At 44.2% G+C, this 21,271-nt stretch carries 19 protein-coding genes; 2 read left to right on the top strand and 17 right to left on the bottom strand.

Annotated features, from left to right (window positions below):
* Positions 1–17: 17 nt before the first annotated feature.
* The 6 genes from EBI00_RS02100 to exaC form a co-directional block, all read right to left on the bottom strand.
* Complete coding sequence (locus EBI00_RS02100) at positions 18–638, bottom strand: LysE family translocator (RefSeq protein ID WP_123094261.1); 621 nt, start codon at positions 636–638, stop codon at positions 18–20.
* A 115-nt stretch (positions 639–753) separates the two neighbouring features.
* Positions 754–1,536 (bottom strand): hypothetical protein, encoded by a 783-nt coding sequence (locus tag EBI00_RS02095; protein ID WP_123094260.1) that lies wholly within the window; start codon positions 1,534–1,536, stop codon positions 754–756.
* A 67-nt stretch (positions 1,537–1,603) separates the two neighbouring features.
* The gene (locus tag EBI00_RS02090; protein WP_123094259.1) at positions 1,604–2,311 is read right to left on the bottom strand and encodes a hypothetical protein; all 708 of its coding nucleotides are present in this window, start codon (positions 2,309–2,311) and stop codon (positions 1,604–1,606) included.
* Between the two features lie 166 nt (positions 2,312–2,477).
* Entirely contained in the window at positions 2,478–4,052 is a 1,575-nt protein-coding gene (locus EBI00_RS02085) for an inorganic phosphate transporter (protein WP_123094258.1), read from the bottom strand.
* Positions 4,053–4,375: 323 nt separating this feature from the next.
* On the bottom strand, positions 4,376–5,758 hold the full coding sequence (locus tag EBI00_RS02080; protein ID WP_123094257.1) for an L-serine ammonia-lyase: 1,383 nt from the start codon (positions 5,756–5,758) through the stop codon (positions 4,376–4,378).
* 386 nt (positions 5,759–6,144) lie between these two features.
* The gene (gene exaC, locus EBI00_RS02075) at positions 6,145–7,662 is read right to left on the bottom strand and encodes an acetaldehyde dehydrogenase ExaC (RefSeq protein WP_123094256.1); all 1,518 of its coding nucleotides are present in this window, start codon (positions 7,660–7,662) and stop codon (positions 6,145–6,147) included.
* A gap of 252 nt (positions 7,663–7,914) precedes the next feature.
* Between exaC and EBI00_RS02070 the strand changes: the two genes are divergently transcribed.
* Positions 7,915–8,835 (top strand): helix-turn-helix domain-containing protein, encoded by a 921-nt coding sequence (locus EBI00_RS02070; RefSeq protein WP_123094255.1) that lies wholly within the window; start codon positions 7,915–7,917, stop codon positions 8,833–8,835.
* A 16-nt stretch (positions 8,836–8,851) separates the two neighbouring features.
* Here EBI00_RS02070 and EBI00_RS02065 read toward each other — a convergent pair whose 3' ends face one another.
* The 4 genes from EBI00_RS02065 to folM all read right to left on the bottom strand — a co-directional run bounded on the left by EBI00_RS02065 (position 8,852) and on the right by folM (position 13,021).
* A complete protein-coding gene (locus tag EBI00_RS02065; protein ID WP_241556924.1) occupies positions 8,852–10,153 on the bottom strand; it encodes an MFS transporter in 1,302 nt (433 codons plus the stop codon).
* 22 nt (positions 10,154–10,175) lie between these two features.
* A complete protein-coding gene (locus tag EBI00_RS02060; protein ID WP_158600725.1) occupies positions 10,176–11,390 on the bottom strand; it encodes an MFS transporter in 1,215 nt (404 codons plus the stop codon).
* A gap of 139 nt (positions 11,391–11,529) precedes the next feature.
* Positions 11,530–12,213: a GTP cyclohydrolase I FolE gene (gene folE / locus EBI00_RS02055; protein ID WP_206612538.1), complete on the bottom strand. Its 684-nt coding sequence runs from the start codon at positions 12,211–12,213 to the stop codon at positions 11,530–11,532.
* Between the two features lie 85 nt (positions 12,214–12,298).
* Complete coding sequence (folM, locus tag EBI00_RS02050) at positions 12,299–13,021, bottom strand: dihydromonapterin reductase (RefSeq protein WP_123094253.1); 723 nt, start codon at positions 13,019–13,021, stop codon at positions 12,299–12,301.
* Between the two features lie 298 nt (positions 13,022–13,319).
* Here folM and EBI00_RS02045 point away from each other — a divergent pair, with 298 nt between their 5' ends.
* A complete protein-coding gene (locus EBI00_RS02045) occupies positions 13,320–14,282 on the top strand; it encodes a dienelactone hydrolase family protein (protein WP_123094252.1) in 963 nt (320 codons plus the stop codon).
* A 2-nt stretch (positions 14,283–14,284) separates the two neighbouring features.
* On the opposite strand, the gene EBI00_RS02040 is transcribed toward EBI00_RS02045, so the two are convergent.
* The 7 genes from EBI00_RS02040 to EBI00_RS02010 all read right to left on the bottom strand — a co-directional run bounded on the left by EBI00_RS02040 (position 14,285) and on the right by EBI00_RS02010 (position 21,208).
* On the bottom strand, positions 14,285–15,388 hold the full coding sequence (locus EBI00_RS02040) for an MJ1255/VC2487 family glycosyltransferase (RefSeq protein WP_123094251.1): 1,104 nt from the start codon (positions 15,386–15,388) through the stop codon (positions 14,285–14,287).
* Positions 15,385–15,900: a phosphatase PAP2 family protein gene (locus EBI00_RS02035; RefSeq protein ID WP_123094250.1), complete on the bottom strand. Its 516-nt coding sequence runs from the start codon at positions 15,898–15,900 to the stop codon at positions 15,385–15,387. Before EBI00_RS02035 ends, EBI00_RS02040 begins: the two co-directional genes overlap by 4 nt.
* 165 nt (positions 15,901–16,065) lie before the next feature.
* Positions 16,066–17,088 (bottom strand): phospholipase A, encoded by a 1,023-nt coding sequence (locus EBI00_RS02030; protein ID WP_123094249.1) that lies wholly within the window; start codon positions 17,086–17,088, stop codon positions 16,066–16,068.
* A gap of 28 nt (positions 17,089–17,116) precedes the next feature.
* Entirely contained in the window at positions 17,117–17,476 is a 360-nt protein-coding gene (locus tag EBI00_RS02025) for a 5-carboxymethyl-2-hydroxymuconate Delta-isomerase (protein ID WP_123094248.1), read from the bottom strand.
* A 32-nt stretch (positions 17,477–17,508) separates the two neighbouring features.
* Entirely contained in the window at positions 17,509–18,444 is a 936-nt protein-coding gene (locus EBI00_RS02020; RefSeq protein ID WP_123094247.1) for a 2-hydroxyacid dehydrogenase, read from the bottom strand.
* Positions 18,441–18,851, bottom strand: coding sequence for a VOC family protein (locus EBI00_RS02015; RefSeq protein WP_123094246.1), 411 nt, complete (start codon positions 18,849–18,851; stop codon positions 18,441–18,443). The genes EBI00_RS02020 and EBI00_RS02015 overlap by 4 nt, the downstream gene beginning before the upstream one ends.
* 29 nt (positions 18,852–18,880) lie before the next feature.
* A complete protein-coding gene (locus EBI00_RS02010; protein WP_241556923.1) occupies positions 18,881–21,208 on the bottom strand; it encodes a putative bifunctional diguanylate cyclase/phosphodiesterase in 2,328 nt (775 codons plus the stop codon).
* Positions 21,209–21,271: the final 63 nt, after the last annotated feature.

Genomic DNA, 21,271 nt, shown 5'->3' with positions numbered 1-21,271 from the left:
TGTTACTTAGAAGGCTGTCAGCCAACAGCAAGCCAGAGACCAACACCAATCATCAAAGAACCAGCGATGCGATTCATCAATCGCACGTTACCGCTTTGCATTAAGAGTGCTTTCAGGGTCCTGCCACCTGTTGCATAAATCAACAAACACACTAACTCTAGCACCAATATAATCGCAATCAGCACACTGAGCTGGCTTGCCAAAGGACGGGTAGCGTCTAAAAACGGTGGTAACAAGGCAACAAAAAACGCCCAGCCCTTAGGGTTTGCTATGGCGGTGATAAAACCCTGTGAAATCAGATCAATACGTGAAGCTTGTTTGCTGTTCGCATCGTCCATCTTGATCGCCATCTTGCCTTTTGATAGCCACATCTGTATACCCACAAAAGCCAGATACGCACCACCTATATACTTAAGCACCACAAAAACACTGGGGTAATTCAACAACAAAGCAGCGACTCCAATAGCAGATAAAATAGCCACCGTAGCCACACCAACCAGCTCACCCAACATCATCCATAGGGCCCGTTTTACACCAATCGTCATGCCAAGCGTCATTGCCAAAGTCATGCACATACCAGGCGTAATAGAGACGAAAAAAAAGGTCGGCACAAACGCCGATAACAATACTAGATTCACCGAAGTTCCTTATCAATAATAGTGATTGGTATATTGGTTGAATTATTTGCTTGAGTAATTTACTGGAATGAACCAGATAAAACACACCGCCCCTTGAGCCAGACGGAAAAACTTATTAAAAACGTTTTTTCTTTTGAAACCCTGACGAATCAATGAACTTGTTCCATTCATCGTCTAACTCGCCATCATCTTGGCTATCAAGATCTTTACTTACTTCAGACTCAGATTGTTGCAAAGCCATATCATCTTGGATATCGCGTACTATTTCTTCAAACTTCTGGATGGTGGATTGGGCTTCAACGGATTCTTTTACCGGTGCAAGCTGTGATAAAGCTTCTTTGTACATATCTATCGCCAAATCCATTTTGCCACTTAAAAAGGCTTTTCTTCCTAAGTAAGCATGATGATCAGCATTGACTTTATAATGATAAAAATTCAGTAATTTAGAGTATCTATGCACCAGATCGGAGTCAATCGTCTTCTCTGCTTGAGACGTTAAAAGAAAGGATTTGAACGACTCAAACAAGCGTTTTACTTCCATAATCAGCAGCTCGTCGTTCATTGGCTTGGCACGTCTTTTTTGCGTACTTGCCTGGAATTCTGTCATTTCCTCTGCAATATTTCTGCGACGACGTGACAAGGTCGGATCGGGTTGAAGTACTAACAACTGATCATAAATAGAAATCAAGCGGGAAAAAAGCCACAGTCTCATATCTTTAGGCTGATATTGAGAAGGAATATCATCAAGGTAGCGGGTCACTTGTCGCAACTGATTATTCAGGGTGACCACTTTGCGCATTTTTTCGAGACGTGCCTGCTCCTTTAATTGTAGATAAATGGCAAAGGCAATAAAGCCGCCAATAATGAGCAAAAGGACAGTGATAGTAACAGACGTCATACTATACGAAATAAACCTTGGTTGTTGTCAATCATCCATAAGAACATAGAGCACCGCTATAAAGCCACTAAACTGACTTAGACTCTGCCTTGCTTTTATTTGGAAATAAAATCTGTTCTATTTTATGAATTCTACTTTGCAATTGCATAATCTCTTTTTTTGCACCATTAACAGAATCATTTTGCTCCATTACTGACAACGCCGTACGATATTTTTCTAGGGCTTGCGCTTTTTTGTCGTTATCTAAGTCCAGCCTAGCTTGGTAAACCAATAAATCGCGATAAGCCAAGGCATAAGCATACCTTAAATTCACAAGGTGCTGACCAATCGCCACTTGACTCACACCGTAGGTTTTTGCCATATATCTGGTTTCTTGGAGTAAACATTTTAACGCGTTGTGTGTCTGATTAAGTTGCTCTGGTGTGTTCACTTTCTGCTCAGACGCGTATTTTTTTACCGAAGCGTTTTTTTTCGTGGCATTAATATCAGTCAACCAATGCATTATGTCTGCGTGCTTTACTAGAAAATCAGACGTGTAATTCGCATTCTCAAGCTGTTTAATAATAAACAGCAAATACTCTATCATGAAAACCTTGGTATCTTTAGCAAGATAACGATCTGAAATAACATCTAAGGCATGGAACACTTGCTCTGAACGCCGAGACAAATAGGTCAACCGCTGCTTTTTCAACTCTCTCTGCTGCCTTCTCCAACGAATGAGAATGGGCACCAAACAAATAATAAATAATGCAAATACGATAGAAAAAACCAGCACATTATTCCCTTTTTCTGTTATTTGATCATGGCGATGCCTCAGAGCAAAATAAACCCAATACCTAGCATGCTTTTATACAACATCAACAGACCGATAAAAACAAAAAAAGATCAGATAGACTGATCTTTTTTGTATTTACTGAGCTGATTCTAGTCGATTATGACGCTTAACGAGAGACAGAAAAACCTAACAACATATAAAAAATCAGTGCTGCCAAAATTCCTGATGTCGGCACGGTAATAATCCACGCTGCCACAATCCTAAGTATCGCTGAGCGCTTCACTAACTCTTTCTTCGTTGCTTTTTTCAACCCTTTGCGCTCTTCAGAGGAGATAGGGGACGCGTCACTAAGCGTTTTTAACTCTTTTAATATCTCACGCTTTTCAGATACATCCGCTTCTTTAAATCGTTCAACAAAGGCTTGAGTTTGCTGACCATCATGACCCGCTTTCTCAGAATGAGAAATAATGGCGGCCAGCTTCTTTTCATAGGACTGTTTTAAATACTCACGTAAGAATCCCACCCCAAAAACGCCCCCGACGGCAATGTGCGTTGAACTAACGGGTAGACCAAGCTGAGAAGCAATAATAACGGTAATCGCAGCCGCCATGGCAATACAAAACGCCCTTGATCTGTCTAATTCGGTGATTTCTGACCCGACTGTCTTGATCAGTTTTGGCCCAAACAAGGCCAAACCGACGGCAATACCAAGACCACCCAAAAGAAGAATCCATATAGGAATAGCCGCTCTTCCGGCAACCGCTCCCGTCAACAAGGCTTCATTAATCGCCGCCAATGGCCCTATCGCGTTGGCCACATCGTTGGCACCGTGAGCAAAGCTTAATAACGCCGCCGCTACGATTAAGGGAATGGTAAACAAACTGTTCACCGAATCCTTACTGTTTGATAACGCTGAAGCCGCTTTATCAACCAAAGGACGCACAATAAAGTACACTGTCAGGGCGATGGCAAAGCCTATCAAAAGCGCAGTGGTAAACTCCAATTTCCAAAGTTTACTAAGCCCTTTCAATATCAAGTACGTAGAAAAAGACCAAATCATCACCGCCACAAGGATGGGCACCACTTTTTTTGCCGCTTCGATCATGTCATTTTTATAGGTGATGTTGCGTTTAATGTACATCAAAAACAACGCAGCGATTACACCGCCCATGACAGGAGAAATTACCCAGCTGGCAACGATAGCAATCATTTTGTCCCAGTTAGCAATATCCCAACCACCCGCGGCAATACCGGCCCCTAACACACCACCCACAATCGAATGGGTAGTCGAAACGGGAGCACCTAAATACGTCGCTATGTTGAGCCAAATAGCCCCAGCTAATAGCGCCGCCATCATGACCCAAATAAAGGTTTCAGCGTCGCCAATGGCGTTAGGATTGATGATGCCATTTTTAATGGTACCGACAACGCTCCCCCCTGCAATGAGAGCCCCTGCCGCTTCAAACACAGCCGCAATCAGAATGGCGCTGGTCAAAGACATGGCTTTGGAGCCAACGGCTGGGCCCACGTTATTGGCCACGTCGTTAGCGCCGATATTTACTGCCATGTAGGCACCTATCGCCGCCGCAATCACTAAAATCGATAGGTTTGAAACGCCAACGCCATTGTGGGAAGCATAAAAACCCGCGGCACAAATAAAGGCCAACGCAATTAGTACACGAATAAATTCATTGCCACTAAAAATAGTGGACTCTTCTTTTGCAGACTGTTTAAGATCCATAAGGGCTCTGTTTTTGGTAATTAATCTGTGTCAGACCGCTGAATGAAAGGCTTACCTTAACAACATTCAGCCATGTGCTTATCCCAGCGCATGGGTATTATCTGACGCTCAACTCGTCCTGTCATATTTCTGTAAACTATCAAATCGGCGCCATTCTACACGGAGCTTACTGACTAATAAACCCTTGCATACGGCAATCTTGAAGCACAAACCAACAGACAAAAAAAAGCACCTCAAAAGGTGCTTGTGACAAAAATACGACATTTATATGAACTTTTTGTTACAGGATGGTTTTTTTCGTATTTTTTTGTCTTTGGTGTTTTCTAACACTCGATAACATTCACCGCTAAGCCGCCTCGCGACGTCTCTTTGTATTTGTCGTTCATATCTCGGCCAGTGTCTCGCATGGTTCGAATCACTTTATCGAGGGAAACAAAATGGGTACCGTCTCCTCGAAGGGCCATACTGGCGGAGTTAATGGCCTTCATCGCCCCCATAGCATTACGTTCGATACACGGCACCTGAACCAAACCACCGATTGGATCGCAGGTTAAACCTAAGTTGTGTTCCATGCCAATCTCGGCGGCGTTTTCGATTTGTGCTGGCGTGCCCCCTGTCGCAGCCGCCAGTCCAGCCGCCGCCATGGCACAAGCTGATCCGACTTCTCCTTGACAGCCGACTTCAGCTCCAGAAATGGACGCATTTTCTTTAAATAACAAGCCGATGGCCGCGGCAGTAAGGAAAAAGTCGATCACCCCCTCCTCACAAGAACGAGGACAAAACTCCCAGTAATAATGTAGCACAGCCGGAATAATGCCAGCCGCGCCATTGGTGGGCGCCGTCACCACTCGTCCCCCTGCAGCATTTTCTTCATTCACCGCCAAGGCGTAGAGATTGACCCAGTCCATTGCACCAAGCGATGGCGTAATCATATCCATGCGAGTCTTACTCATGAGATCACGATGCAAACTCGCGGCTCTGCGTTTTACTTTGAGTCCACCTGGCAAGATACCTTCACTGCGAATGCCGGCTTGGACACACTCGCGCATCACGGCCCAAATTGACAATATTCCCTGTTTTATCTCTGCTTCACTGCGCCATGTTTTTTCATTTTCAAGCATGATTTGTGCGATGCTCTTATCCTGCTCTTGGCACAGTTTGATTAGGGTTTCTGCACTGTGAAATACATGGGGCAATTCCGTGTCGTCTTCCACAATAGCTACCTTACCGGACTCGTCCTCCTGCACGATAAAACCACCGCCAACAGAGTAAAAGGTAGCGTCATGGATGACATTTTCATGCTCATCAAACGCCACTAATACTAATCCGTTAGCATGAAAATCCAAACGGTCAATACGATGATAAATCAGGTCGGTTGCAACATTCATCGTAATGGCGTGTGTCGATAACAGAGCCAACTGAGCAGTCGTCTCTATCTGTGCCACTCGTTCTGCCACACGGCTTGGATCAATGAGATCGGGTAACTCTCCCTCTAACCCCATCAATACGGCAGAACCGGTACCATGTCCTTTGCCTGTGGCACCAAGAGAGCCATATAGGTCTATTTTGATACGTTTGACCTGAGGTAACAGGCTACGATTGTCTAACTGATGGGCAAACTGATTCGCCGCCACCATAGGGCCCACGGTATGGGAACTGGAAGGACCAATTCCTATTTTAAACAGGTCAAATAAACTGATTGCCATCGCCTTTTCCTCTGCCGACACATTCTGGGTGTGCATTTATTGTTCGCACATTAACCCAGGAAACTACCACTTACCCCAAAAAGTTTCCAATAGGAAACAAAGAAAACCATGAAAATTCGTCTGATCGTTCGATAAGAGGCAAAATTCTGACGCGATAAGAATACGATATTGTGCAATGAGGTCTTGAGGATAACGGATTTGAATAGCGGGCTTAGATAACTTACTGCCTTAAATAACTTACTGCCTTAAATAACTTACTTAAATAACTGGCTTGGACAACTAACCTAAATAACTAACATAAATCATTTGTTTAAGCGTAAAAGCCAAACAGCAAAGGCTGTTTGGCTTTTTAGAGTGTCGCTTTTTAAGCTATTGCATTGATCAGCTTAGAAAAAACCGAGTGGGTTGATGTCGTAGCTCACCAACATATTTTTCGTTTGCTGATAATGCTCTAGTGCGATTTTGTGCGTTTCACGGCCAACACCCGATTTTTTGTATCCCCCAAAGGCTGAGTGAGCTGGATACTGATGGTAACAGTTCATCCATACACGGCCTGCTTCTAGGTTGCGACCCATTCGGTAGGCTAAGTTAGTATCCCGTGTCCATACGCCAGCACCTAAACCAAACTCGCTGTCGTTAGCAATAGCAAGCGCTTCGGATTCGTCTTTAAAGGTGGTTACACTCACCACTGGACCAAAAATTTCTTCTTGGAAGATACGCATGGTGTTCGAACCTTTAAACAAGGTTGGCTGCACATAAAAACCTTTACCCAAACCATCAATCGACGCCACTTCCCCACCGATTAACAATTCAGCGCCTTCGTTCTTACCGATCTCGATGTAACTCATGATCTTGTCAAACTGTTCTTTTGAGGCTTGAGCACCAACCTGTACGTCAGTATCAAGAGGGTTGCCGCGTTTGATGGTCTTAATACGCTCAACTACTAGAGCCATAAAGTCGTCATAGATGGATTCGTGAATCAGTGCACGAGAAGGACAAGTACACACCTCTCCCTGGTTGAAGAAAGCCAATACCAAGCCCTCTACACACTTGCTGATAAATGCATCTTCATGCTGCATCACATCGGCAAAGTAGATATTAGGGGATTTACCCCCTAATTCTACCGTCGAAGGAATAATATTTTCCGCTGCGCATTTTAGAATGTGAGAGCCAACGGGCGTTGACCCTGTGAAAGCGATTTTGGCGATTCGTTTACTGGTCGCTAAGGCCTGACCAGCTTCTTTACCGTAGCCGTTGACTATGTTTAAGACACCTGGTGGAAGCAAATCTTGAATAACTTTAACCAATTCCAAAATAGACGCAGGCGTCTGCTCGGCGGGTTTAAGCACAACGCAGTTACCCGCTGCCAAGGCTGGCGCCAATTTCCAAGCCGCCATTAAGATTGGGAAGTTCCATGGAATAATTTGTCCCACTACGCCTAAAGGCTCGTGGAAATGATAAGCAACGGTGTGCTCATCAAGCTCGGCTGTGCTGCCTTCTTGGGCGCGTAAACAGCCGGCAAAATAACGGAAATGATCAGCCGCTAACGGAATATCGGCGTTTAACGTTTCACGAACCGCTTTACCGTTGTCCCAGGTTTCGGCAACGGCCAAGGCTTCTAGATTTTGTTCGATGCGATCAGCGATTTTTAATAAGATGTTGGAGCGATTGGTCACTGAGGTTTTACCCCATGCGGCACGAGCAGCGTGTGCGGCATCAAGGGCCAAATTGATGTCTTCTTCAGTGGAGCGAGGAATACGACAGAATACTTCACCATTGACTGGGCTGATGTTATCGAAGTATTGACCTTTTACGGGAGCGACCCATTCACCGCCGATAAAGTTACCGTATTCGGCTTCAAAAGAAATCAGGCTGCCATTGCTATTAGGTTGCGCATAAATCATAAGAACTGTCTCCGTGTATTGTTGTTTTTATAGTAGGATTTAACCTTCCTGCTTACTGTAGAAACAAAACTTCATAAAAACTTGCCTGTGAGTCCACAAAACTTGTCTATGGATCCATTTCGATAATCCATAAACAGACTTAAGGACAAGATGCTAACGCATGAATTTGTATTGACCAATTCGCTGGCAAGAGTGATTATGACGATGGCCACTAACACAAGGTTCTATAAATACAATAAAAGAGGTGTGTAAATGAGTCGTTATGCATCGACTGAAAAAACTGCTTTGCAGCATAAACGTGCCCCAATGCAACTGGTTGAAAACCGCGTTTGCTTTGCTGGGCCGCATTCAGAATTGAGTATCTACGATACCTATGAAAAAGCACAAAAAGTCAGCTTAAAAGCCGATTCACTTTTGTATTGCGGTATGGTGACAGGCGCAAAAGTCATGCATACCAAGGAACACAACAACATTCCCTTTTTACCTCACGAGTCTTTTATTTTAGCCCCTGAAGAAGAGGTACTGATTGATTTCCCTGAGGCACAATTCGATAAACCCACCACCTGTTTGACCATTGCAATCTCTAAAGAAAGAGTCGCGCAAATCTGTGATCGCATGAACGACATCATGGCAAAGACCTTGCCTGGTAACATCATTATTGACCCAAACCAACATCTGCACACCATGCATACCCAAGCAACACAACAAGTGCTCGACCGATTGGCCAGTGACTTTGTTCAAAACGATCCCGATCGTGATTTGCTGGTGGACTTTGGCGTCAGTGAGTTGATTACCCGCATATTGAGGCATCATGGCAGAGACGCCCTGCTGCGTTTCACTCAGACCATCCCTGACGCCAATGGCATCACCTGTGTGATGCATTGGATAGAACACAATCTGGCACAACCCTTAGACATTAACTGTTTAGCAAAAATGGCCTGCATGAGCCGAAGCCGTTTTTATGAAACCTTTAAACGTACCCTTGGCTGTACACCAGTGGAATACCAACACCAAAGACGCATGAACCGCGCTTACCAGAGATTACAAGAGAACTGTTCTGTGACAGAAGTGAGCTACGAATTAGGATACGCCAGTTTGAGCCATTTCAGCCGTCGCTTTCATCAACATTTTGGCATTTCCCCACGCCAAGCCACTCAAGCCAAAATCAATTGAATGGCGAGGTATGCCTCTAAAAATCGTATTTTGGTTTGCTGCGACAATAAACAAAAGCGCCCAAAACAAGCAGTAAACCCACCATTAAAGCAACAAAGGGCACCCACTGATCCAGCTGATACAGTGACGCCATAATCACAGGGCCAAGAGCCGCGCCCAGTCCTTGCATCGCGGCATTAATACTTGCCACTCGACTTTGTAAATGGTCTTTTACCAACAGGGTTTGCGCGGTCACTATGCCTGGGAATAAAAAGCCAAATCCAGTTCCAAACAAAGCCATAGCCAACAATACACCCATATAGTTATTTAAAAATACGAAGGCAAACTGGGATAGTAAACCAACAGCAACCCCATAATAAACCAGCTTGACTACCCCTAACTGAAGTCTGGGGACCAAAATCATTTGCACCAAAATACTAAAACAAGACATGGTCATCATGGCAAAACCCAATTGCTGCGTCGTCTGTGCCACGTTCAACTCAAAACGATCCTGAATCAAGAAACTCATGATCTGCTGCACACCTGTCATCGATAAAATGGAAAAAACCGACATTACTAAAAAAGGCAACACAGGTTGAACAAACCAATTTATCGCGACAGGTTTTTCAAGTTGTCTAACATGTTGAGCATCGGTCACAAAAAACCAGACGAGTATTGCCACACTGCCAGTAAAAAGACCAATAATATAGAATGGAGCGGTTAGACCCAAACCGCTAAGCAGAGACGCAAACGCGGGCCCTAAAATCATGCCAATACTAAACGAAGCGCCAATTAGCGCAATCGTAGAGCTTCGATATTTGACGTCGGTATGCGCGATTAGATAGGTTTGAATCGCAGGTAAAACGCCAGCGACACCTAAAGAAAAAATCACCCGCAGGATCAAGACACCGTAGTAAGTTTGTTCTGCTGTTAAATTTTCCGTTAGTGCTTCCTGTAACACCCAGCCTGTCAAGGCGATGGTGATTGCGTAACTACTCATGCCAACGATCACTGATCGCACCCGACCGATGCGATTTATGATGCGTCCCCACAAAAAAGCTGCCATGACAAAGGTCGCAGCACCTGCCGTAATTAAGGTGCTGATACGCACGTCCGCCAAGCCGATTTCACGACCGATGGGCGGCAATGACGTAAAAATAAACGACTGTCCGATACCTACTGCAATAAGGCAACTTAAGAGTAGCCAACGAGGTAAGCGGCTATTGTTTCTAGGCGAATTGTTTACAGATACATTGTTTGCAGATACATTGTTTGCAGATGGATAGCCAATTGATGAGACATCTGAAGGGGTATTTTGTGTCGCGGTATTTTTTGTCAAAATCTATCCTTTATTTTTCGCTCTATGCGCTCTCGGCCGCTTGACGAACAATCCATTGAAACAACCCAAATAAAACGATGGCGTACAACACAAAGGTCAGACTAACAAAACCTAATCCCAACCAATCGCCCAACACACCACTCAAAAAAGGCAAGGTCATCGCCCCTATAACCCCCGCGCTCATTTGAAAACCCACCGCATGAATCGCATAGTGTTTTCCAACTAGCTTAGCCGTTTGCGAAATCATACAAGGAAAGATGGGCGCTGCACAAAAACCGATCAAAACCAAGCCCAAGTAACTCGTATAAGGTGTCGCATTTAGGGTAAACAAAAAAGCGCCAAACACCATACCTAACAGGCATAAACGTAACAAGTGCTCAACAGAGAAACGCTCCACCAGCACACCAAACACAATTCGGCCCAGCGCTAAGAATCCCCAATACACGGCGACCCAAATACCAGCGTTGGCCACTGAAATTCCACGCAATTCTGTCATCACCGTAAAAGCCCATTGCCCAACACCAATTTCAACGCCTGCGTACACAAAAAAGAAAGCGATTTGGGTCAAAATAATCGGGGGTTTGAGTGCTTGGCGTTGAGTCACTCGCTCTGTAAGCGCCTTCGTCGTATCCAATTTGTTGCTATCCGATTGGTTGGTATCCACGTTAATCGCCTTGTGCTGATCACTTTCCCACAAATGACGGCTAAATAAGAAGACCAAAGACACAAACAGTAAAATCAACCCCAAGACGGCGTAACCCAAACGCCAGTTTTGTGAAAAACTCACCAATACCGTGGTAATAATCACTGGACCCGCTGTCGCACCCACACCAAACGCCGCATGCAACCAATTCATATGACGGGTCGAAAAATGTTCTGCCGCATAGGTGTTTAATCCTGCATCAATGGCGCCGGAACCCAAACCAATCAATGCAGAGAACAACATAAAAATAAGAAAGGAAGTACTAAAATAAAATCCTAGTAAGCCGCAGCTCACTATGGCGCTACTGACTGCTAGCAGCTGGCCCACCCCCAATCGGTTCATCCAATACCCGACCGAGAAGCTCGACATGAGGTAACCCACACCTCCTGCTGCAATCACCAGTCCCAACCAACCTATTGGCAATGAGAAACTGGCTTTCACAAAGGGCCAGTTCACACCATGAGCCGCATCGGGCAAACCGAGACTAAAAAAACCCAAGTAAGCAATAAACAGTAATACAACAGAAGTGCGCACAAATTTTTCCCTATTCAAAATTTGAATAATTTGAACGCAACTTCATTATAAAAAACATCTTTAGATGCGCTTAACGTTACTTAAATTGTTAACGCTTTCTTAATATACGCATCAACATCCGTCACGAAAATAACGCGCTCTACCTCGCCAAAAACTCACCACGAGTTTTATCACTGCGTTTAAATAAGCCACCTAACGCTGTTGTTTGTGTCGATGAGCTTGCGTCCATAACACCACGTGATTTCACACAGTAATGCACAGCACTGATGCTCACAGCTACATTGTCTGTTTCCAGCAAGGTTTGTAGAGTAAGTAGTATTTGCTGAGTTAAGCGCTCTTGTACTTGGGGACGCTGGGCAAAGAATCTCACAATACGGTTGATCTTAGATAAGCCGATGATTTTGTCTTTTGGCAGATACGCCACCTTTGCCATACCGTCAATGGTGACAAAGTGGTGTTCGCAGGTACTGGTAAAGCTGATGTCACTCACTTTAACCATTTCATCCACTTTCATTTTATTCTCAATCACACTTATCTTGGGGAACTGAGTGTAATCCAAGCCTGAGAAAATCTCTTTCACGTACATTTTAGCAATTCGATGGGGGGTCTCTGCCAAACTGTCGTCGGTCAAATCGAGGCCAAGTGTCGACACGACATCTTCGAAGGCGCTCTTGATACGCTGATACTTTTCTTCGCTCGTTAAACCGTTGTCTATCATGGGCGTTTCTAAACCACTTTTGAGCAAGGCATCTCGAACTTTCGAAGCTGTTTCAGACAACACGGGACGATTCAAACTGATATTTTCCGCTACATTACTTTTCATAGGTTTGTCCTATATTAATCAATCCTGTCATACGACATGGAGGCATAAAAAAAAGAAGTGACATTCGAGCGACAAATTTTAAAAACTAGGCTAAATGTCGGCCTCCATCCAGTGACAGCGTTCGGCCTGTCATATACTGGCTACTGAGTATGTATTGAACGGCTAATACCCCTTCTTGCTCGCCAGGTGATTTACGCAACAAGGATTTACTTAATGCTTTTTGACGATACTCTTCATCGTCGTCATTGTTAAACATCAGCAATGAAGGCGCAATAGCATTCACTTTCACTTGTGGAGCAAAACGTTTTGAAAAAGAGTGAGTAAGATTGGCTAGTCCTGCTTTACTCGCCGCATAAGCAATGTGTTTATCGCTGCCCTTTTCGGCCACAAAATCTGTCATGTGAATAATGTCAGCATAACCGCTCACTTCATACCCAGCTAATAATAAGGGTTCAAACGCGAGATTTAAACGATAGGGAGCAAATACATGCACTTGCCACATTTTTTCCATTAATACTGCGCTGTCCTCACCTTCTGTCTCAGATAGCCATTCAGATGCATTATGTATGATGCCACCTAACGCAGAATACTGATGTAAAATTGCACTAACAAAACTTTCCACTCCCGCTACTGAAGAAAAATCTGCTTGAATGCAATGGGCACCCAACGCTTTTAACTCGGCGACGCCTTTGCGCTCAGTACGATAAGTGATGATCACTTCATTTCCCTGTGCAATAAGCGCTTTAGCACAAGCAAGACCAAGGCGTTGACCTGCACCTGTAATGATAATTGGCTTTCTACTCGTCATTGACACGCTTTCCTGTTGGATTACTTGTGTTTAATAAAAAAGCAAACTTTTCTATGTCATCTACACTGGTTAATGCATGGTTTTAAAATAGTGTTTTCTGGTGTTCTTAAGCATAGAAACTTATACGCAGGAGACGCAAAGAAAGATCAGCATTAAACATGCCTTGTACAAAAAAACATCGTTTTATCGATCCATTTACTGATGAACTGCGTAGCTAACTAGGTTAAATTGAAAACGACTGTGCCTTATTAAACACCAAATACATCTAACGCTGTCAAATTTTTGAAAAGGAAGCATCATGACTTTACCCACCAGCCACTCAAAGACCCACCATTCACATACTCAAAACACACCTAAAACGACCGATGTCTCGGCCCTAGCCAGCCCAATACCTCAGCAGGCATTTGACTGGTACGATGAATACGCCCACGGTGATATCGACCGTAGAACATTTTTATCTCGACTGGGAACACTCAGTATAGCGGGATTAACTTTGTCTGTAGTGGCTGGGGCTTTAACGCCCAATTATGCGTTAGCGGAACAGGTGTCTTTTAATGATCCAGACATCATCGCAAGCTACGTAGAATTTGACGCGCCACGTGGTCACGGAAAAGGTCGTGGTTACCTAGTTAGACCAAAAAATGTCGACATTAACAATAAAGCCGCTGCCGTGTTGGTCGCTCATGAAAACCGAGGCCTAAACCCTTATATTGAAGACGTTGCTCGTCGGTTAGCAAAAGCGGGATTTATTGCCTTTGCACCCGATGCTTTGTTTCCACTGGGCGGCTATCCGGGCAATGACGATGAAGGTCGAGCCATGCAAAGAACCTTAGATGGCAGTAAAATCGAAGGGGACTTCATGGACGCGGCTACCCTACTCAAGAACCATGACTTTAGTACCGGAAAAGTGGGTATAGTAGGATTCTGTTTTGGTGGCTATCTTGCCAACACCTTGGCCGCGGAAATGCCAGAAACGATTAATGCTGCCGCACCCTATTACGGCACACCAGCCAAATCCAATATTGATAAAATCAAGGCACCTATGCAACTGCATTTTGCTGAACTCGACCAACGTGTCAATGACACTTGGCCAGAATATGAAAACACGCTCAAAGCCAACCAAGTGACCTACGAAGCCTTTATTTACCCGCAGACCAACCATGGTTTTCACAATGACTCCACCGCTCGTTATGATGAAAAGAATGCCGAGTTAGCGTGGCAACGCACATTAAACTTCTTTAAAGAAACGCTGCGAGCGTAATTTTAAACTGTCGATACCTTACTCACAGATGCAATGCCTTGTGATTGACCTCTAGCGTTGGACCGAAACTCTTGGTCTGACGCTTCGGGAGTTTGTTTCCATAAGCCATTACACAAATCTTCAATACTCATCTCATCATTGGTTTGTAACCAAGACACCACTGCACGGGCAACATTTGGGTAAGATACTTGTCTAACTTGACTCGTTTCTAGCCAATTGCAAATGACCTCTGAGTTAAGTTCATCCGTGGTTTCTGCCAGTCCCAATAATTCCAATGCAATCGCGTTAGAATGTTGCTCGATCTGTCCAGTTAGCGGTTTCACCAAAATACGTCTACCGAGTTGCAAGGCTTCTGAATTCAATTCAAATCCCGCATTACATAACACCGATTCACATTGGCTCAAATTCTCTTGGAAAGAAGCTCGGGCAAAGGGAAACACCTCAACATGACCATAAATACCGGGTTCAATGTCCTTACAGTGCAAACGGAACTGATAATCTGGCACGCCCTCCAACCAATCCATAACAGCCTCACTGTTTTCAAAAGGTAAATACACCAATACCTGATTGGAATTGGCCATATTTGCTGTTATTTGATTGTGAATCAATGGGGGCAAGATAGGGTAACCAAAATGATGCCAATGAGCGCCCAGCGCCGTTGTCGCGGGAGCAAAATTCGCCATAATCCATTGGGCAACCCAATTTTTTGTATAACGTGGAATATCATAATGAAACGCATACTGATGACCAAAACCTAAACACGGTGTGCCCTGTCGCCTAGCCGCCCAAGCGACAATCGGTTCAAAGTCTGTCATGACCAGATCATAACCTCTCGTATCCAGTCTACGAACATCACGAAATAGGGTCATGAGCTTGGCATGTCGACACGTTGCCATTAAATCTAACGCGCCATTACGGGCGACAAAACTTAACCCTTGGAATGTTCGATAATCCCCAAACACTTCCATATCGAAATAATCTGCAGCGGGACGCCCAGAAAAAACAAAGTCGACTTGAATGCCAGCCAAAGCCATTTCAGCGGCCATGGCTCGCGCTCGGGTAATGTGACCATTGCCCGTTCCTTGCACACCATAGAGTATTTTCATAATACAACCCCTATGGCAAATACTGCACAAACCGTCCCTAGTAAGGCACCTATTAATGTATCTGTCGGAAAGTGTACCCCTAAAAATATACGTGATAAGCCCACACTTGATGCCCAACAGTACAAGATCGAGTTAGCACTGGGAAACCATTCACTCAAACAGTAAGCGACAAAAAATGCCGCAGAAGTGTGACCAGAGGGAAAAGAAAATTGATCTGAAGGGATAACAAAAGGACGAAAGTTATCTAGCGCGTCAGCGGGTCTATTGCGTTTACAACTGCGTTTTAAAGCAAAATACACAAACCGCTCAATAAGAAAACCCAGAGCCAACACACCGACAAGACTCTCATAACCGGCCCACCAAAGTAAGCACGCGCCTATGACATAAAGAGGACCATCCGCAGAGAAAGACACCATCCGACCCGTGGTGGTTAATCTAGCACGGTGTTTACGTGCCATACACCAATAAAAAGTCTGTACATCAAATGCATGTATGTTTTGCAGTATGCTCATTTTAATCACCTTATTGGAATCACTTACTCTCAACATAGAGGAGTAAAATGTCCGTTCCGTGGCATTAAAATGACAACTTAATGATACTTGCCAATCCCCACTTAGGAAGTTCAACTTAGTTAAGATCAGCGGAAGGCCTTGTCGGTTTACTTTGATAAAGTTTGTTTATAGCCAGTTTGTTAACATTACGCCAAAACCCAATGACTGAGTATGGTGATTGTAATCTAACAGAGATTGCCCATAGCCATTAAAATATTGAATATATCCGCGACTCTTCCCCCACAACGGAAAATTAAAGCCAACTTGCAAAGCGCCTCGATTATCTGACGATTTTAAATTGTTTCTAATCATCACATCGATGCTGTAATCATCGATCACGTGTATTAGTTTAAATTCACCATATCCGTAGTAATTTTCAATATTAGGGTTATCGTCTAATTTAGACGATTCAGGAATTCGGTACCAAGGCTTAATAGAAAAAGCGGTATTGCCATTTTCAAACAAAAAGTCTATGTAAACACGGTTCCAAGAGCGCGACAAGTCACCAGACTGACCATTGGATTGATGGTTAAAACCATATGACACATAACTGGGTTTTATGCCTAAAAAGCCCTGCTTTGGTTTCGTTACGATAAAGGCTTCAGGCTCATGGTTGGTGTCACGAAATGGCGCGGAAATTTCACTGTTGTACGCTTGCCAATACGCTTGCTGGGTATAGGCGAACCACAGACTAGTATTTCGTCCGACTACATCGTAAACCACGGGAAACTTAACGCTGAGCTGAAACTTGAACTCTATACTGTCTAATGTGGCATCATCGTCACTATCTTGCAAAAAAGCTCTGCTATTAGGGCTAGAGGTAAACGCAATCGGTAAAAAGTAGTTAGGACGGTGCGGCGTTAACACAAAAGGATTACTTGCCGTTTGCGTTTCATTATTTTCTCTTTGTTGAAATAGACCATTCGCTTCTTGAGCTCGCTGTGAAATAGACATAGGGACAGCAGGCTCTACAGGCGAATAAGTTTCCTCAAGGGCATCGTCTTCTACCGAAAGTGTGTCTGAACTAGAGCGAGAAAGTGACTCTGACCTAGCATCATCCGCTTGGTCAACAGGAAGCGTGTTAGCCCAACCAGAAAGAGACAACAAAAGCAGGGGCAAAAGCCCTAGAAACCGCGTCAACGCTTGCATTATTGATATACCCTTAAAATACAAAAGCTCACTCTTCCTTCTGAGACAGTACCACTTTTTTGGAATAAGTATCCCGCTCCATTTCGCACACTTCAACCGATAAACTGACATCTTTTAAAGCAAACTCTCCTAATGATGCCAATACTAATTCAGACAGCTGCTTTCTTTGCTCTAGTGTGCGACCAGAAAGTAATCTTAAAATCACATGAACAAAGGCATCTTCCTGGCCCGCTGTTAAAAAGCTTTTATAAGGGACGCTGCGCAGTTTAATGTCTTCTAGTGTAAACAAGGTAGAAGCAATACAGCCGGCTTTGACGGCTTCTAAGAGCTCAACAGGCGGTACTTCTTGCTCTAAATTCTGGCTGTACTCAACAATACAATGTGGCATCTAGACTCCTGTTAGAATAAGTAAATGGGGGATTAATAGCCCCGTATCGGATCCACCGCTGACGGTATTTCATTGGTTATCCTAAAACGATCAATGTTTGCCGCTACAATACGACTGGCACTAACAGGGTGCGTTGGTGCAGAAATATGAGGCAACACAGTCACAGATTTATGCTGCCAAAAAGGGTGCCCTGTATTTAACGGCTCTGTTCTAAACACATCCAATACAGCGTGCGACAAATGCCCATTATCTAGCAAGGTTAATAGCGCATCGTCGTCTATAACAGCGCCACGGGCAAAATTAATGACACTGGCACCAATTGGCAAACAAGACAAACGCATTTGGTCTAACAATGAATCCGTCTCTGCCGTTAAAGGCAAAAGGCAAACGAGTATATCACTTTGTGCCAATAAGGATAACAAGCCATCTTCACCATAAAAACAAGCAACCCCATCAAGCTGTTTAGGAGTTCGACTCCAACCCGCTACGGTAAAACCATTGTCTTTTAAGCGCTGCGCGCTGACTCGGCCGAGTTCTCCCAACCCAAGCACACCAATACGGCGTTCATGTGCTTGCACCATGGGCAATGGCTGCCACGATTGCTCAGCTTGCTGCTGAGCATACTTAGGCATATCTCGATGCAAGAACATGGTCCATGCCAACACGGCTTCTGACATGGTTCTAGATAAATTAGGATCAATTAAACGGACTATTGCAAAAGGGGGGGACGCAATTTCATTGACGATGCGTTCAACGCCCGCCCAAACACTGTGAACCCATTTTAACGCAGGCAACGACAATAAATCTTGTGGGTCTGGGTTAGCCACAATGGCGATATCGCAGTCTTGTTTTTGCAGTGAGGTCAATGAGGAAAAAGGCAAAATGCTTTCATTTGGTAAAGCGTCTGACAAGTGCTTTAGCCAGATCGCTTGCTCAGCCGCGCTTGCTCGGCTCACAAATGGAATCATTTTTCGTACACCTGAGACAAATCTTTAAAACCTTTTAGCTCGATGGCATTGCCGCTAGGGTCTTTGAAAAACATGGTCCATTGTTCACCAGGTAACCCTTCAAAACGCACACTGGGTGCGAGATCAAACACCACATTTAACTCGGTTAAACGCTTAGCCAGCTTTTGCCACTCATCAAGGGGTAAAATCAAACCAAAATGCGGCATAGGCACTCGATGATCGCCAACGAGACCTGTATTAGTGGTTGGGCTTGGCTCTCCCAGGTGCAATGATAATTGATGGCCGTGAAAGTCAAAGTCTACCCAGGTTTCTGTGCTTCGCCCTTCTATACAACCCAGCACCTGCGTATAAAAATTTCGTGTCTCGTCTAGATCGGTCACATGGTAGGCGTAGTGGAATAATGCCATTGTATTGCTCCTTAAAAGAGGTGAGCCTGCTAAATAGATGTATCAATCGGTGCGGTCAAATTTGGACACACGGGATGATTGTCAACAAAAGCCGTAATAAATTCTGCTGGTGGTAATGGACGCCCATAATAATAACCCTGATAAAACACGCAATTAATCTCACGCAACCTATCATGATGGGACCATGTTTCTACCCCTTCCGCAATCACACCGATACCTAGCGCTTTAGCCATCGCAATCACGGCTAGCACAATGGCTTCGTCACTCTTATCCTCTAACAAGTCTCTGACAAAGGATTGATCTATTTTCAATCGATCAATGGGTAATAACTTAAGATATTTGAGCGATGAATAACCTGTACCAAAGTCGTCTATAGACAAGTGCACGCCGAGGGCTTTAATGTCATGCATTTTCTTAAGACTGGCAGCAAGATCATTGAGCAACATGTTTTCAGTAATCTCAAGATCCACACAACTTGCAGGTACGTCATGCTTATCCAATTGTGCTTTAACCATTGGCAAAAACCCTGTCTGTTGAAACTGAACAGGACTTACGTTGATAGAGATTCGCCAACAGGGCTGCCATTTCCCTTCTTTAATCCACCTCGCCACTTGAGATAAGGCTTCATCCATAACCCACTGACCAATTTCAACAATTAAACCAATCTCCTCGGCCACTGGTATAAACTCAGCAGGCGAAATAAAACCTTTCTCTCCATCCTTCCAACGAATCAGTGCTTCCGCTCCAATCAGCTCATTTTTGTCATCACTTTGTGGCTGATAATAGAGTTCAAACAGTTTAAATTCCGTCGCGTGGTGAAGCGCTTTTTCCATTACCAAACGCGCGTCGGAGACAGCTTGCATTTCCGCTCTATAAATCGCGAACGTGTTACGGCCAGACTCTTTCGCACGATAAAGTGCCGTATCGGCCTGCTTTAAAATGACTTCTGTTGAAAACTCTTTACCTTTAAAAATCGCCGCCCCTAAGCTGGCGGTAATATGTATTTCATGATGACCGGCTTTTTTCACCTGCTGGCAGGCATACATGACACTTTGGGCAAAACCACATACCGACTTTTCAACGGTTTCTCGATTATTGCCCACACAAGTCAACAAAAAAGCAAACTCATCGCCCCCCATCCTGGCAAACACAACATTGTCTTCTTTCAAAAAAGACAGCTGTGATGCCACGGCACACAATAATTGGTCACCGACACTGTGACCGAGTGAGTCATTAATGGTTTTAAACCTATCAAGATCCATAAACACAACGGCGGAATAATTGACGCTGTGTTGCTGACGCTCAAGCAGCTCGCTAAGCTCATCAGTTAAATACTGTCGATTTGGCAGTTTTGTAATTGGGTCATAGTAAGCGAGATGATGAATGTGCGCTTCTGTTGCCTTACGCTTAGAAACATCCCGTATCAGCAGCATGGTTTCCACTTTGTCTTGTATCTTGAATTTTGCTAGACGAATTTCTACTGGTAAATCAATCCCATGAACTCGATACACGGTTTCAACGGTAAGTGGCTGATTAATTTGCAAGGTTTCTAATGTTTCCGCAAATTTATGCCAAGATGCCGGTGCATGAAGGGCTTCTAAAGAGTGTAAATACAAGTGGGTGGATTTGTTTTTCAGCATGTACTCTGCTGCCGAATTGACCAAAATAATGCGGTTACATTCGTTTAACAGCATTATTCCGTCGGCCGCGTTTTCTATCATGGCTTTGGTATGAGCATCACTGCGTTCTAAATCACTGAGAGCGGTATTGAGTTTTTTCCAAAGTTGCGCAAAAGTGGCATGCAAATGCCCTAATTCATCCGACTGATGAAAGCGTGATAAAGACGCAGGAAGCAATAAACTGGACTTGGCTTTTAACTCAGACAAAGATTCCGTTAACCGTGTCAACGGATAGGTTACTAAAAAGTAAAAAAACAAGGAAACCAAAAATGCCAAAACCAAATCTTTGGCCAGATTATAGATTAAAATAGACGATTGATCGCTAAGTAGCTGAGTGATCAAATAGCGCTTTTCCGGCACTATGGTTAACTTACCTGCTTCAAATACCGGGGCGCTAAGGTGAAGTGAACGTTCATAACTTTGCAAATCTGACAGGAGCTGATCGGCCGTCTGATAAGACACCGAAAAACTCCGCTTGGGAGACTGGCCACCAACAAATAGGTTACCCATTTCGTCTAACACTTCTACACTCGCTACCGAGGGTATTTGTAATAGACTATCAACCTGTTGCTGAGCAAAGTCGGTATCTAGACGAAAAACAGCCTCAGCTAGGGGTTTTTCAACCACTGCGATCAGCTCATTAAAGTTATTATCTATCTGCGTCTTTTGGCTTTGCATCCCTTCATAAATTTGGATACTACTGCTTATTAGGCTCAGGATAACAGCTAAAAAAAAAGTTAA

This window comes from Marinomonas hwangdonensis, assembly GCF_003721245.1.
GTDB classification, from domain to species: Bacteria; Pseudomonadota; Gammaproteobacteria; order Pseudomonadales; family Marinomonadaceae; genus Marinomonas; species Marinomonas hwangdonensis.
The sequence above is the reverse complement of the archived record's forward strand: the minus strand, read 5'-3'. Positions and strand labels throughout refer to the sequence as shown.